A 13726-nucleotide genomic window follows, 5' to 3' on the forward strand; every position below is an offset into this window, starting at 1 on the left:
GGGGAGCTCCTGGTTATTCGCTGTCTGCGATCTCTTTGCGCAGCTGTTGGGCCACGGTCAGGTAATAGTTACGTCCGGTGGCGGTGAGCATCTCGTCGGCTATGGTCTCCAGTGCCACGGCTTTGATGAACTTGGCGTCGCGGTCATCGGGATTGATCACCAGCAGGTGATCCGCCAACTGCGCTGCCCACTGGACATCCCCAGCCGCGAGGGCGGAGCCTGCGTGCATGCGGTAGTTCTCTTCACCGCCCGCCAGGCGCAGCATCAATTCGGCTTCGCGTTTGGGCGGCAGGCTATCGAGCTGAGTTGGGTTGCCGTCAAACCAGCCCATGTAGCCTTGGAAGATGGCGCGCACGCTCCAGCGCACATTGCCGTAGTACTCTTGCAGATAGTCCAGTTTGGCCAGGTGCGCTGGTAGCTGAACGTCTTCAACCAATTGGTTGGGGGTTTTGCCCTGGTTGATCCCTTCGATGGTGGCGTTGAAGACGTGTTCCATCGCATCGCGATAGTTGGTCAGGGTGGTGATGGTTTCCTGCTCGCCGACCAGTGGCGGGGTGTGTCCGCCAACAGCATGAATGGGTTTCTCTGCCAGCATCTTGTCGAGGCTGGCGATCCAGTCCATCACGTTGCGATAGCCGGTGCCGCGAATGGCGTAGGTGTTGGGCCAGGAGCGATAGAAGTTATCGCCGGTAAAGACGATGCGCTCCTGCGCGTCCCAGACGTAGAGCTGATCCTCGGTTTCACCCGGGGCGGCCACCATTTCCAGCGTCACGCCGGCCACCTCGAGGGTGAGGCGCTCATCATCGAACAGCTCTTTGTGATCGCCAGCGCCGCCGCCGTCAAACACTCGGCCCTTGCGCGGGGGATACACCGCTGGGGCGATGCCGTTATTAATGCGTTTCTCTGGTGGCAGCAGGAAGCCGCCCTGGCGGGCACCGCGCATTTTATTGATGGTCACGCCAGCGCCCTGGAACCACTGGCCTTCGGTGTTGAATGGCAGGCGCGCATACACCAGCGGTTTGCTGCCGTCGGTCTGAGTGCGAGTGAAGGCCGGCAGGCCACCGGTGTGATCGCCGTGACCGTGGGTCAGGATCACCGCCTTGATGGGCAGTGTGCTGATCTTGCGAAATTCAGTCAGGATCGCGTCGGCGTGGTCGATCATCATCGACGCATCGACGATGATCAGCCCGTCGTCACCGACGATCATCGACACGTTGGCGGGGCTGTAGCCGGAGGCGACATAGGTGCGTTCACCCAGCTGCGTGATGGTGGGTTTGAGCATCTCATTGCGGGCCTTGAGGGCGGCGGTCGCGGCACTGTCCGCCGCCTGAGCGGGCAGCCAGATGGCCGGCAGTAGGGCCAGGCTCAGCAGTTGGGTGAGGCGTTTCATGATCGGTCCTTGCGTGTCGGGAATGCCCAGTCAGAGTAATTATCTGGTCATTGCCAAGCCAGCCCCCAAAACCGGACAGGCGTGATCGGAAATGCGGATCAATGGGATCCGATGCAAGGTTTGCGGCGTCGGGCTGTCGTAGCCTGAGCGTCGGAGTGAATGACAGAGTGACAGGGAAGAGAGAATGAAACCGGTCTTACAGCAGATCCGCCGGCTGGCGATCTTTGCCTGTGTGGTGGAGCAGGGCAGTTTCACGGCGGCGGCGCGCACCCTGCAGATGGGGCGGGGCCGGATCAGCGAGCAGATCGCCGAGCTTGAACGCGCGCTGTCGGTGCGTTTACTGCAGCGCAGCACAAGGCAGATGCAGCTGACCCCCGAGGGGCAGGCGGTGTATCAGCATTGCAGGCAGTTGCTGCCGGATGCGCAATTGGCGATGGAGGCGGTGGAGGGCAGCGACGGTGATCCCGCCGGGCGGCTGCGGATCAGCGCACCGGTGGAGTTTTGCCAGGCGGTGTTAGGCCCGTTTCTCGGCGCGTTTCATCTGCGCTATCCGCAGATCGACTTACGGCTCGATCTGGCGGATCAGACCCAAGATCTGCTGCAGTCGGGCATCGATCTGGCATTGCGGATAGGTTTACCGAAAGACTCCGCCATGATCGGCCGAGTGTTATCGCCGATCCCATTAGGGCTGTTTGCCAGCCAAGATTACCTCGCCCGGCACGGCGTCCCTGAAACGCCTCAAGCACTGGCCCAGCATCGGCTGATCGGCATGGATCCCCTGCCGCAGCAGCAGGGCCATCTTGTGCTGCACCATGTGGATGGTCGCGAGTATCAGCTGGCGCTGCCACCGGGCCACAGCACCGATACGCCGCTGGGCAGCTCGGTGTTGATCGAGCAGGGCGTGGGCATAGGCGTGGGCTCGGTGTTCAAATTCCACAGCGGCCAGCTCAGTGAGCGGGTGGTACCGGTACTGCCGGACTGGCAACACCACTCCTTGCAACTGTCGGTGTTGTTTCCCAGTCGGGCGCAACTGCCGCGTCGCACCCGGCTGTTTATTGACGAGCTGGTGGATTGGTTGCAGCGGGGCGAGGGCGCGGCGCGGCTATCCGGCCAGCACTAGGTAGGCGGCAAAGCCTAGCCAGCTCAGGCCTAGCAATACCCAAGGCAACGGCTGGCGGGGGGATTGCGGCGCGGTTGGGGTTTGCGGCTCAGCCTCCGCTGTGGCGCGGGCTTTGGCGCGCTGCTCCTGTTTTTTGGCCTTATCGGCGGCGCGGGCGCGGGCCTTTTGCTGCTTTTTGTATTCGGCGATCCCCTTTTCGATGCCAGCAGCCACCAGCTTGGTTTGCTCCTTGGTCTGTCCGGGTTTCTGAGTGGCGCGGGCGATCTTCATCGCTTCGGCCACCACTTCTTGTGAGTTTGGGGTGTTTTTGGCCATATCGTGCTCCAACTGAACGGTTTAAGAGTGGTCATTGTACCTGCTAGCAGGATCTGTCAAACCCGTGTTTGGGCTGGATCCTGGGCTTAATCGTGTGTTCGAGTTACCGGCCTGGGTTTCATTAAACCGGTTGGTCCCGAGAACGGCTCCTTTTTATGCCAAATGTTGTTGCGAATGACGTTTGTTGTGAAAGGCGCATGCTGAAGTGTGTTGTGGGCTTGCTCGCGTTTTGAGCGAGTGCCACTTGCGGTCGTTCGGGCGATGGTTCTAGCTTTGACGTCATATTTTGACCAAATTTAGGGATGAAAAGCGATGAAAAGCAAAGTATTGCTCTCTGCTGCTTGCGTGACCTTTGCGCTGCTAAGCGGTGGTGCGACGGCGGGAACCACTCAGGTGGCCCCGGATGTGGCGATGAAAATGCTGAACAAACAGGCGGAACAATTAGAGCAGCAGATCGTTGCCGTCGGTGATCGGGTTTTTACCGCGGTGGGCTATCACGGGGCGACCACCTCGATGATCGTCGGTGATGATGGGGTGATCATCGTTGATACGCTGATGGGGCCAACGTCGGCACAGAATGCCCTGAATGATCTGCGCGCGCATTCGGATCTGCCGGTTAAGGCGATTATCTATACCCACAGTCACGGTGATCATACCGGTGGGGCGCAAGTCTTTGCCGACAGCTCGGATGGTCAACCGGTGGGTGTTTACGCCCGCGCTGGATTTGGTCATGAGTACGGCGGCAGTCCTAAATTGTTGCCACTGGCAGCGAAGCGTGGGATCCGCCAGTTTGGCCGTAAGTTGCCGCAATCGGAGGCGACACATCGTGGCGTCGCGGCCGCCAACACCATTGATCATGACCGGGCCAAGGGCCACATCGCGCCGACCATTCAGTTCGATGAGCCGGTCTACCGAATGACCATTGCGAACGTCGAGATCGAATTGCACTCGGCGCCGGGCGAGACCGATGATGCCCTCTATGTCTGGTTGCCTAAAGATAAGGTCCTGTTCTCAGGGGATAATTTCTATCACTCCTTCCCCAACCTGTACGCTATCCGAGGTACGCCATTCCGTGATCCTTCCAACTGGGCTGCCAGTGTTGGCAAGATGGCGCAACATCAGCCTCATTACCTCGTTCCCGGCCATACCTTGCCCATTCATGGGCAAGCGGCAGCGACCGGCGCTCTGAGTGACTACAGTGAGGCGATCCAAAGCGTTTACGACCAAACGGTTGAAGGCATGAATACCGGTAAGGGACCGGATCAGCTGGCTTACGAAGTGAAGTTGCCTAAGCATCTGCGCGATAAGTCTTATCTGACTGAGTTTTACGGCACTGTGCCCCATGCGGTGCGGGCGATCTACGCCGGTTTGCTTGGCTGGTATGACGGTAATCCCACGAACCTCAATCCGCTTGAACCTCGCCTGGAGGCGGAGCGCATGGCAAAGCTGGCGGGTGGCCAAAAGGCACTGGTACGTTCGATGGAACAAGCCTTGTCTGCGCAGGACTTTCAGTGGGCCTTAGAGTTGGCTGATCAGGTGAGATGGCTGGATGGCGTGGATATAAAGCGGATCCGTGAGGTTAAAGTGGCGGCCCTGCGCGGTTTGGCTGCGATGGAATATAACCCGCCGAATCGCAACTACTACCTCAGCTACGCCAATGAGCTGGAGTCGGGTGAACTGAAGGCGATCTGGTTCTAAGCGTTACTTTCGATCGAAGGCGGTTGCCCTCAGCCGAGCTCGGCTCAAGGGATCACTGCCAATTATGAATTAGGCTGCAGTGCATTGGGTGCTGTGGCCTTTTTATTGATTGCCATGCTTTAACTTGAACTGGTGCGGGCGCCACGCCAGACTGAGGGCATGATCGGATCGGACCCATTGCCGATCGCTTTAAGGAGTCCCATGCGCTTTTATCGCCGGCTGCAACCCATCGCCGCCCTGAGTTTTGATCTGGATGACACCCTCTATGACAACCCGCCGGTGCTGCGCCGGGCGGAGCAGCGCTTGGTGGAGTGGCTGAGTGTCGAGGTGCAGCAGCATGCGGCCGGTCAGATCGGCTTTTGGCGTGAGCACAAACGAGGGGTTCTGCTCCAGCGGCCGCAATTGAGCGGGTGCAGCACCCAATGGCGCCGCTATACCTTGCGCAGTGGTTTGGCGGTGTTGGGGTACCGGGCGGCGGAGGCGGAGGCAGTGGCCGAGCGGGCATTGAGTGAATTCTTGCGCTGGCGCAGTGAGATCGTTGTGCCGGAAGCGACTCTGCAACTGCTGGCGGATCTGGCCCAGCGCTATCCGCTGGCGGCGATCAGCAACGGCAATGCCGATGTCGGCCGCTTTATGGCGCAGATCCCGTTTGCCTGCGTGCTGCAGGCGGGGCGCGATGGGCCGATGAAGCCGGCACCGGATCTGTTTCATCGCTGTTGTGACACACTGGCGATCGCTCCGAGCCAATTGCTGCATGTGGGCGATCATCCCGATACCGATGTGGCCGGCGCGCTCAATGCCGGTTGCCAAGCGGTGTGGCTGGATCCCCGTCCCGATGGCCGACCTCGGGCGCCGGGCACACGCCTGCCGACCGTGCAGATCGCCGATCTACAATCGTTACGCGAGCTGATCTAGCCCGCAGGTACTGGTATAATATACAGCTATTTTTGAACCTAGACGGCCCTTTCTATGCCTAGCTCCAGCTCCTCTTTGCTCGATAAGCTCAATGACAAGCAGCGTGCCGCGGTGGAATCGCCACCGGGGGCCACGCTGGTGCTGGCGGGGGCGGGCTCGGGCAAGACCCGGGTTCTGACCCACCGCATCGCTTGGCTGATGCAGGAGCAGGGCGAAAGCCCGTTCGCCATTCTGGCGGTGACCTTCACCAATAAGGCCGCCAAGGAGATGCGTCATCGCATCGAAGAGCTGGTGCAGGGGCCGATGGGACGGATGTGGATCGGCACCTTCCACGGCTTGGCCCACCGCCTGCTGCGCGCTCACCATAAGGAAGCCAAGCTGCCGGAAGGGTTCCAAATTCTGGATACGGACGATCAGAACCGGCTGCTCAAGCGGATCATCCGCTCCTTGGAGCTGGATGAGAAGCGCTGGCCACCGCGCCAGGCAATGGGCTACATCAACGCCAAGAAAGATGAGGGCCTGCGGCCGCAACACATCGACGCCAGCTTCCACCCAGTCGAGAAAACCTATCTGCGCATTTATCAGGCCTATCAAGAGGCGTGCGATCGAGCCGGTTTGGTGGACTTTGCTGAGCTGCTGCTGCGCGCCCATGAGTTATGGCTCAACCATCCGCACCTGCTGCGTCATTATCAGCAGCGTTTCCGCCATATGCTGGTGGACGAGTTCCAGGATACCAACACCATTCAGTACGCCTGGGTACGGATGTTGGCGGGGGACAGCGCCAACATCATGATCGTCGGCGACGACGATCAGTCCATCTACGGCTGGCGCGGCGCTAAGGTGGAAAACCTGCAGCAGTTTCTGACGGATTTCCCCGGCGCCACCTCGGTGCGGCTGGAGCAGAACTACCGCTCCACCGCCACCATCCTGAATGCCGCCAACGCGCTGATCGACAACAACACTGAGCGGATGGGCAAGGAGTTGTGGACCGATGGCGATGCCGGCGACACCATCAGTCTGTACTGCGCCTTCAACGAGCTGGAGGAAGCCCGCTACATCGTCGGCCGCATCAAGCAATATCAGGACGAGGGCGGCAGCCTGTCCGATTGCGCCATTCTCTACCGCTCCAACGCCCAGTCGCGGGTGATGGAGGAAGCCCTGCTGCATCGCAGTGTGCCTTATCGGATCTACGGTGGCCTGCGCTTCTTCGAGCGTCAGGAAGTTAAGGACTCGCTCGGTTACCTGCGCCTTATCGCCAATCGCGATGACGACGCCGCGTTCGAGCGGATCATCAACACGCCGACCCGCGGCATTGGCGATCGCACCGTCGACATCATTCGTCAGACCGCCCGGGCCGAGGGCATTACCCTGTGGCGCGCCTGTCAGCGTCTGCTCAGTGAATCCGGCCTGGCCGGGCGCGCCGCCTCAGCGCTGACGCGCTTTATGGATCTGATCGCTCAACTGGAAGCGGAGACCGAGGATCAGATCCTCAAAACCCAGACCGATCACGTCATTCAATACTCCGGTTTGCTGGCCATGTATCAGGCCGAGAAGGGCGAGAAGGCCGAAGCCCGGGTGGAGAACTTAAAAGAGCTGGTGACCGCCGCCGGCTCCTTTGTAAAGCCCGAGGACGCCGAGGAGATGGACGATCTCAACGCCTTCCTGGCCAATGCGGCGCTGGAAGCCGGTGAGCGTCAGGCCGGCGAGTCGGAAGACGCGGTGCAGTTGATGACCCTGCACACCGCCAAGGGCCTGGAGTTCCCTCAGGTGTTTATGTGTGGTGTCGAAGAGGGCTTGTTCCCCAGCCAGATGGCTCTGGATGAGGGCAACCGGCTGGAGGAGGAGCGCCGGCTTTGCTACGTCGGCATTACTCGGGCGATGAAGAAGCTGACCATCTCCTACGCCGAGTCGCGCCGCATTTATGGCAAGGAAACCTTTGCCAAGCCGAGTCGCTTTATTGGCGAGATCCCGCAGGAGTTTCTGGATGAGGTGCGGATCACCACCCAGGTGTCGACGCCCAAGCAGTACAACCGCTTCAACCAGGCGGAGCAGAAGTTCAATGAGACCGGCTTTGCTTTGGGCCAGCGGGTGCATCACCCTAAATTTGGCGACGGGGTGATCATCAACTTTGAAGGCTCCGGCCCGCAGTCACGGGTACAGGTGGCGTTCGATGGTCAGGGCGTGAAATGGCTCGTAGTGGCGTACGCTCGGTTAGAAGCGAGATAGGATCAGCGGTTAGCTGTCAGAAACAACAACGCCCGCCGGCTCTTGGTAAAGAGTGAGCGGGCGTTTTTTAATACTCTTTTTTGGCTGGAAAGGGTGATCGTTGTGGTGAACGCAAGTTCTTTTGTTTGAGCTTTGACCAAAGGGGGGAGAGTGTGAGTTGAATGCGCATGTGCACAAGGAGTCGAGGATGCGAGTGAGAGGATGGGTGGTCGCGATCATGGTGGGGATGCTGGCGGCATGCGGCAATAGCGATGACAAGCAAACAGAGCTGGAGCAATTGCGCTTTGGCTCAGAGGGGATGCAAGCGTGTGTACAATCCAATGCCGAGCGCTTTGACTGGCAAACCGTTGCCGAGTTTCAGGCCCTTTACTGTTATTACTTGGATGAGATGACCAGCGCCGATGGCATTGAGCAGTTGCGTGCCATTTATGATCTGAAGTTGCACCACCTGCCGTTGACTGAGCTGGCTGTTGCGGCCTTGCCCGAACTGTCCCATGTCGAGATCAGCAATACAGCGATTGAGGCGTTGAACTTTGACTCTAACGCTGCGCTCAGGCTTCTGGAGCTTGAACGAAACGCGCAACTGCAAAGCGTCACATTGGGCGAACGCACTGAGCTGGCTTCCGCCAAGCTGTTGTTTAATGAGAATTTGCGAGAGATCCAAATGGGCCACGTGCCCGAGTTACAGGTCATGCGGGCTTGGTTTAATCCCAGCTTGAGCGTGATCCGCATTGCGTCGGCACCAAGGATGTATGGCTTTTCGGTGCAGGGCAATGCGTTAACTCAATTAGAGCTCAACGACAGCCCTTGGCTCGGGGCTTTATATGTGGAACAAAATCAACTCTCGGTGCTGGAGTTGTCCGGTATGCCAGGGTTGCTGAAACTGTCTGCTGCCGATAATCAGTTGGAAGCGCTGGATCTGTCGCCGGTGCCGGAAGTTTGGAGCCTGCAGCTGGCCAATAACCGGTTGACCCATATTCGCTTTGATCATAATCCGCTGCTGCGGGAAGTGGATCTTACCGGTAACCCGTTAGATGAAGCGACCCGTGTCTATCTGGATGGCATCAATTGGATCGAGGATCTGACGTACTGAGCTCCTGTTCGCCAAACAGAAAACGCCCGCCGGCTCTTGGGAAAGAGTGAGCGGGCGTTGTTGATCGTGGAGCAGCATTAGGGGCTGACGGCATAGCCTTTGCTGGTGTCTGGGGCCTTGCGCCACTCTGCCAGATATTGGCGTGGGCTGCGGGTGTAGCCGGCGTGTTGATAGCCGTTGACCATATCGCGTTTGACCAGTTCGGCGGCGCATTCGTCTAGATCTCGCGCCAGCAGCATAAACTCATGGCCGCGGGTGAGCTCCTTGTCGATCATGGCGTCCAGCTTTTCGCCCGGCTCCCGTGCCGTCATGGAAAATTCTTTTTTGTCGTGATTGATGAACAATCCGACGATGAAGGTATTAGCCATAATACCGCTCCTTGAAGTTATGGTTTTCCTTGATATTAGCCCATGATGCCACGGTTTGACCGCGAGGGCAGCGTGGTTTTTCGGTCTTTATTTGGGCTCAATGCTTGGCCGCTCAGTGGACTCGAACGCGGGGTTTTTCTCGTTCGGTCAGTTGTTCTGCGCTGAGCCAGATCAAGGGACCATTGCTCTCCCGTTCATTCTTGGCGCCGCAGATCAACAGTCGGCCGGCGATCTCCAGTGGTGCACCCTCCGAATATTGCTTGTTGTCGTACCAACAGGCTCGATGCCATTGGGCGCCGTCGATCACGACGGCCGGACGAGGACGTTTGATCCCCTCGATGGGTTGGCTCGGCAGTTGGACGGGGGCGCCGTTCGCCTGCGCCGTGAACGCGGGCAGACTGCATAGAAATGCAATAAGAACCATTTTCATCAAAAGAGATCTCCAATCCGTGTTTGCGACATTTTGTCATAAAAAACGCAGGCTCGCGCTGTGGTTTCCGTGATGCTTGCCGTTGTGATCCCTCAGGGTTCAGCGGTCTTCCTTTGCTTGCGGTGCACGCTGTTGGTTGAGTCATATTCAGGCGAAATGCGTGGATTGGCTCACGGCAAAAAGGGGCAGGCCGCTCATTTCGCAAACATGGTTCGCACAGGTTGGCAACCTGGCTGGTAACCGGCTGATAACCTGGCCTGATCTATGTCAAATTTCCCATCGATCCTGCATGTAATGCCATTCAATGGCCGATCTGCATCACATTTTCACCGCTGGCGTTGTGGAGAATGCGTGCAGCCAAATACTCAATTTATGGCATTGAGCAATGGGTAATTATTCCAACCCACAGGGTTCGGAAATCCCGAGTATTGCTCTGCATCGGGCCGGTTGTGCGGCCCATCATGAGGAGATGAGATGAAAACCACTAAGACCAACCTGGAGCGCCGCGGGCTGCTCAAGGCACTGGCAGTAGCACCGGTCGCCGGTGTTGCCGTGGCTGCCGCTCCTGCTGTTGCCTCTGACGCTGCTGAAGCGAAGGGCAAGCAGGGTTACCGTGAAACTGACCACGTGCGCCGTTACTACGCGTCGCTGCGCGGCGAATAAGGCAGGAGACCGTCATGAAACTGACTAAAAAGTCGACTGAAGTAAAAGCAGGCGCACTCGGCCTGAACCGCCGCCAGTTCCTGAAGAACGCCGGTGTCACTACAGGTGGTATCGCTGCGGCGTCCATGCTGGGCAACGGCATGATCAAGAAAGCCGAAGCGGCGATGACCGATACCAGTCAGCCGGTTGAGATCAAGCGCACCATCTGCTCTGCCTGTGCGGTAGGCTGTGGTATCTACGCCGAAGTACAAGGCGGCGTGTGGACCGGCCAGGAGCCTGCGTTCGATCACCCGTTCAATGCCGGTGGCCACTGTGCCAAAGGTGCGGGCCTGCGCTACCACACCCACTCCAACAAGCGGGTAAAATACCCGATGAAGCTGGAAGGCGGTAAGTGGAAGAAGCTGTCTTGGGAACAAGCCATCTCTGAGATCGGCGACAAGATGCTGGAGATCAAACAGACCTCCGGTCCAGACTCCGTGTACTTCATGGGCTCTGCCAAGTTCTCCAACGAAGGCGCCTACATGTACCGCAAATTTGCGGCACTGTGGGGCACCAACAACGTCGATCACTCCGCGCGGATCTGTCACTCCACCTCCGTAGCTGGCGTAGCCAACACCTGGGGTTACGGCGCGCAGAGCAACTCGTTTAACGACATTCGCAACGCCAAAAACATCTTCCTGATCGGGTCTAACCCGGCAGAGGCGCACCCGGTTTCTATGCAGCATATCCTGACTGCAAAAGAGCGCGGTGCCACTATTACTGTTGCGGATCCACGTTTCTCCCGTACAGCGGCGCACGCCGATATCCACCTGCCATTGCGTCCAGGTACCGATATCCCGTTGGTGTATGGCCTGATGTGGCATATCTTCGAGAACGGTTGGGAAGACAAAAACTTCATGGATCAACGTGCCTGGGGCATGGATAAGATCCGCGAAGAGGTGAAGCGCTGGACTCCGGAAGAAGTGGAAGACGTCACCGGCGTGTCCCGCGATGCGGTTTACGCGGCTGCTAAGCACATGGCCGAGCACCGTCCTGGTACCGTGATCTGGTGTATGGGTGGTACCCAGCACACCGTCGGTAACGGTAACACCCGGATCTACTCCATCCTGCAGCTGGTTCTGGGCAACATGGGTGTTCCAGGCGGCGGTACCAACATCTTCCGTGGCCACGACAACGTTCAGGGCGCCACCGATATGGGCCTGCTGTTCGACAACCTGCCAGGTTACTACGGCCTGACCACCGGCGCGTGGCAGCACTGGTCCCGCGTGTGGGATCTGCCGTTCGAGCAGGTCAAAGCCAACTTCGACCAGACCGCTTACCTGGGCATGGATCCAATGACCACCCCGGGCATGCCTTGCTCGCGCTGGCATGACGGTGTTCTGGAAGACAAAGCCAAGCTGGCGCAGAAAGATCACCTGCGTCTGGCGTTCTTCTGGGGTCAGTCTGTGAACACCCAGACCCGTCAGATGGAAGTTCGTGACGGTCTGGATAAGCTGGAAACCATCGTGGTTGTGGATCCGTACCCAACCATGGCCGGTGTGATGCACCGCCGTACCGATGGCGTTTACCTGCTGCCTGCCGCGACTCAGTTTGAGTGTGAAGGCTCGCTGAACAACTCCGGTCGTTCCGCTCAGTGGCGTCAACAGGTGGTTGAGCCAATGTTCGAGTCCAAGAACGACATGGAGATCATGTACCGTCTGGCTAAGCGCATTGGTATCGCCGACGCGTACACCAAGAACATCAAGGTAGAGAACAACCTGCCGGATGCTGACGACGTGATGCGCGAGTACACCATCGGTATGCGCTCTGTCGGTTACACCGGTTGGAGCCCTGAGCGTATCAAGGCCCACACCATGAACTGGGGCGATTTCTCCCGCGAAGATCTGCAAGCACCAGGTGGCGTCAACAAAGGCGAAACCTACGGTCTGCCTTGGCCTTGCTGGGGTACCCCTGAGCAGAAGCACCCAGGCACTCACATCCTGTACCGCACCGACCTCAACGTAAACCAGGGTGGCGGTAACTTCCGTGCTCGCTTTGGTGTTGAGTTCGAAGGCGAAAGCATCCTGGCGGACAGCTCTGCCTCGAAAGATGCGGAGATCCAGGACGGTTACCCACAGTTTGATTCCGAGCTGCTCAAGCAGCTGGGCTGGTGGGATGAGCTGACTGCGGAAGAGAAAGTGGCGGCCGAAGGCCGTAGCTGGTCCACCGATCTGGGTGGCGGTATCGTGCGTGTGGCCCTGGCCCACAACATGGTGCCATTCGGTAACGCCAAAGCGCGTTGTCGTGTATGGACCTTCCCGGATGAGATCCCGACTCACCGTGAAGCCCTGTACACCCCGCGTCGTGACTTGATCGCCAAGTACCCGACTCACGAGGACATGCAGGTATCCCGTCTGCCGACCCTGTTCAAGACCATCCAAGATCGCGTGATCGCGGACAACCTGGACAAGAAGTACCCACTGATCGCCACGTCCGGCCGTCTGGTTGAGTACGAAGGGGGCGGTGAAGAGTCGCGCTCTTGCCCATGGTTGGCTGAGCTGCAGCAGGAGATGTTCGTTGAGATCAACCCTGCCGATGCTGCCGATCGCGGTCTGCGTGACGGTGACGACGTTTGGTTGGAAGGCGCCGAAGGTGGCCGCATCAAGATCAAAGCGCTGATTACCCCACGCGTTCTGCCTGGCACCACCTGGATGCCATACCACTTTGCCGGTGTGATGCACGGTGAAGCGTTGCAGTACCCAGAGTCCGGCGGTGTTAGCACCAAGCCGTACGTGGTGGGCGAATCCGCCAACACCGCACTGACCTACGGCTATGACCCAGTAGCCCAGATGCAGGAGACCAAAGCGTCCCTGTGTCAGATCGAAAAAGCGTAAGGCGAGGAGATAACTCATGGCTACCATGAAATTTATGTGCGACACCAAGCGCTGCATCGAATGTAACGGTTGTACGGTTGCTTGTAAGAACGAAAACAGCGAAGCCCTGGAATGGGGCATTCAGCGTCGTCGCGTTGTGACCATCAATGATGGCCAGCCAGGCGAAGCGTCCATCTCCGTTGCGTGCATGCACTGTGACGATGCGCCTTGTATGAAAGTGTGCCCGGCCAATGTCTTCAGCAAGACCGAAGACGGCATCGTGCTGCACGACAAAGAGCGTTGCATCGGTTGTGGTTACTGCTTGTACGCTTGCCCATTTGGCGCCCCACAGTTCCCTAAAAAGTCTGTATTTGGCGGCAAAGGCAAGATGGACAAATGTACCTTCTGTGCCGGTGGTCCAAACACCGAAGCGGGCTCTGCCGAAGAGAAGAAGCAGTACGGTGCCAACCGTATCGCTGAAGGCAAGCTGCCAATGTGTGCGGAACTGTGTTCCACCAAGGCCCTGCTGGCCGGTGATGCGGGCATGGTGTCCGACATCTACCGCGAGCGTGTGGTTTCCCGTGGTCACCAGAACGCTGGCTGGGAAAAGTAAGCATCACTGAGGTCAGTCGGCCTCAATGATGGCTGCCTAGCGG

12 protein-coding genes are annotated in these 13726 nt (G+C 58.6%); 8 read left to right on the top strand and 4 right to left on the bottom strand.

Going from position 1 to position 13726, the window contains the following annotated elements; translation table 11 throughout:
• Positions 1–13 precede the first annotated feature (13 nt).
• On the bottom strand, positions 14–1390 hold the full coding sequence (locus ABEA08_RS05525) for an alkyl sulfatase dimerization domain-containing protein (RefSeq protein WP_345334107.1): 1377 nt from the start codon (positions 1388–1390) through the stop codon (positions 14–16).
• 184 nt (positions 1391–1574) lie between these two features.
• On the opposite strand from ABEA08_RS05525, the gene ABEA08_RS05530 reads away from it, so the two are divergent.
• On the top strand, positions 1575–2510 hold the full coding sequence (locus ABEA08_RS05530) for a LysR family transcriptional regulator (protein ID WP_345334110.1): 936 nt from the start codon (positions 1575–1577) through the stop codon (positions 2508–2510).
• Here the strand turns inward: ABEA08_RS05530 and ABEA08_RS05535 are convergent.
• Positions 2493–2825: a DUF2956 domain-containing protein gene (locus tag ABEA08_RS05535; RefSeq protein ID WP_345334112.1), complete on the bottom strand. Its 333-nt coding sequence runs from the start codon at positions 2823–2825 to the stop codon at positions 2493–2495. The genes ABEA08_RS05530 and ABEA08_RS05535 overlap by 18 nt on opposite strands.
• Positions 2826–3137: 312 nt before the next feature.
• On the opposite strand from ABEA08_RS05535, the gene ABEA08_RS05540 reads away from it, so the two are divergent.
• From ABEA08_RS05540 to ABEA08_RS05555, 4 genes are all read left to right on the top strand, one after another.
• The gene (locus ABEA08_RS05540) at positions 3138–4523 is read left to right on the top strand and encodes an alkyl sulfatase dimerization domain-containing protein (protein ID WP_345334114.1); all 1386 of its coding nucleotides are present in this window, start codon (positions 3138–3140) and stop codon (positions 4521–4523) included.
• 201 nt (positions 4524–4724) lie between these two features.
• Positions 4725–5438 carry an HAD-IA family hydrolase gene (locus ABEA08_RS05545; protein WP_345334116.1) on the top strand — a complete coding sequence of 238 codons (714 nt, stop codon included), beginning with the start codon at positions 4725–4727 and terminating at the stop codon, positions 5436–5438.
• A gap of 54 nt (positions 5439–5492) precedes the next feature.
• Positions 5493–7664, top strand: a complete 2172-nt coding sequence (gene uvrD / locus ABEA08_RS05550; RefSeq protein ID WP_345334118.1) for a DNA helicase II — start codon at positions 5493–5495, stop codon at positions 7662–7664.
• Positions 7665–7851: 187 nt separating this feature from the next.
• Positions 7852–8757, top strand: coding sequence for a leucine-rich repeat domain-containing protein (locus ABEA08_RS05555; protein ID WP_345334119.1), 906 nt, complete (start codon positions 7852–7854; stop codon positions 8755–8757).
• A gap of 77 nt (positions 8758–8834) precedes the next feature.
• Here ABEA08_RS05555 and ABEA08_RS05560 read toward each other — a convergent pair whose 3' ends face one another.
• Positions 8835–9125 carry a hypothetical protein gene (locus tag ABEA08_RS05560; RefSeq protein WP_345334121.1) on the bottom strand — a complete coding sequence of 97 codons (291 nt, stop codon included), beginning with the start codon at positions 9123–9125 and terminating at the stop codon, positions 8835–8837.
• 112 nt (positions 9126–9237) lie between these two features.
• Positions 9238–9555 (bottom strand): DUF1496 domain-containing protein, encoded by a 318-nt coding sequence (locus ABEA08_RS05565; RefSeq protein WP_345334123.1) that lies wholly within the window; start codon positions 9553–9555, stop codon positions 9238–9240.
• Positions 9556–10029: 474 nt separating this feature from the next.
• Between ABEA08_RS05565 and ABEA08_RS05570 the strand changes: the two genes are divergently transcribed.
• Genes ABEA08_RS05570 through fdh3B form a run of 3 tightly spaced genes read left to right on the top strand, consistent with a single transcriptional unit; the run spans position 10030 to position 13683 of the window.
• Positions 10030–10218, top strand: a complete 189-nt coding sequence (locus tag ABEA08_RS05570; RefSeq protein ID WP_345334125.1) for a formate dehydrogenase — start codon at positions 10030–10032, stop codon at positions 10216–10218.
• 14 nt (positions 10219–10232) lie between these two features.
• Entirely contained in the window at positions 10233–13091 is a 2859-nt protein-coding gene (locus ABEA08_RS05575) for a formate dehydrogenase subunit alpha (RefSeq protein WP_345334127.1), read from the top strand.
• A gap of 16 nt (positions 13092–13107) precedes the next feature.
• Positions 13108–13683 (top strand): formate dehydrogenase FDH3 subunit beta, encoded by a 576-nt coding sequence (fdh3B, locus tag ABEA08_RS05580; RefSeq protein WP_345334129.1) that lies wholly within the window; start codon positions 13108–13110, stop codon positions 13681–13683.
• Positions 13684–13726 lie beyond the last annotated feature (43 nt).

Origin of the sequence: Ferrimonas pelagia, from assembly GCF_039543565.1 — a bacterium.
Lineage (GTDB): Bacteria > Pseudomonadota > Gammaproteobacteria > Enterobacterales > Shewanellaceae > Ferrimonas > Ferrimonas pelagia.

Excerpts from the sequence above, each read along its gene's own strand:
- ABEA08_RS05525 (WP_345334107.1), bottom strand. The coding sequence starts at position 1,390 with ATGAAACGCCTCACCCAACTGCTGAGCCTGGCCCTACTGCCGGCCATC.
- ABEA08_RS05530 (WP_345334110.1), top strand. The coding sequence starts at position 1,575 with ATGAAACCGGTCTTACAGCAGATCCGCCGGCTGGCGATCTTTGCCTGT.
- ABEA08_RS05535 (WP_345334112.1), bottom strand. The coding sequence starts at position 2,825 with ATGGCCAAAAACACCCCAAACTCACAAGAAGTGGTGGCCGAAGCGATG.
- ABEA08_RS05540 (WP_345334114.1), top strand. The coding sequence starts at position 3,138 with ATGAAAAGCAAAGTATTGCTCTCTGCTGCTTGCGTGACCTTTGCGCTG.
- ABEA08_RS05545 (WP_345334116.1), top strand. The coding sequence starts at position 4,725 with ATGCGCTTTTATCGCCGGCTGCAACCCATCGCCGCCCTGAGTTTTGAT.
- uvrD (WP_345334118.1), top strand. The coding sequence starts at position 5,493 with ATGCCTAGCTCCAGCTCCTCTTTGCTCGATAAGCTCAATGACAAGCAG.
- ABEA08_RS05555 (WP_345334119.1), top strand. The coding sequence starts at position 7,852 with ATGCGAGTGAGAGGATGGGTGGTCGCGATCATGGTGGGGATGCTGGCG.
- ABEA08_RS05560 (WP_345334121.1), bottom strand. The coding sequence starts at position 9,125 with ATGGCTAATACCTTCATCGTCGGATTGTTCATCAATCACGACAAAAAA.
- ABEA08_RS05565 (WP_345334123.1), bottom strand. The coding sequence starts at position 9,555 with ATGAAAATGGTTCTTATTGCATTTCTATGCAGTCTGCCCGCGTTCACG.
- ABEA08_RS05570 (WP_345334125.1), top strand. The coding sequence starts at position 10,030 with ATGAAAACCACTAAGACCAACCTGGAGCGCCGCGGGCTGCTCAAGGCA.
- ABEA08_RS05575 (WP_345334127.1), top strand. The coding sequence starts at position 10,233 with ATGAAACTGACTAAAAAGTCGACTGAAGTAAAAGCAGGCGCACTCGGC.
- fdh3B (WP_345334129.1), top strand. The coding sequence starts at position 13,108 with ATGGCTACCATGAAATTTATGTGCGACACCAAGCGCTGCATCGAATGT.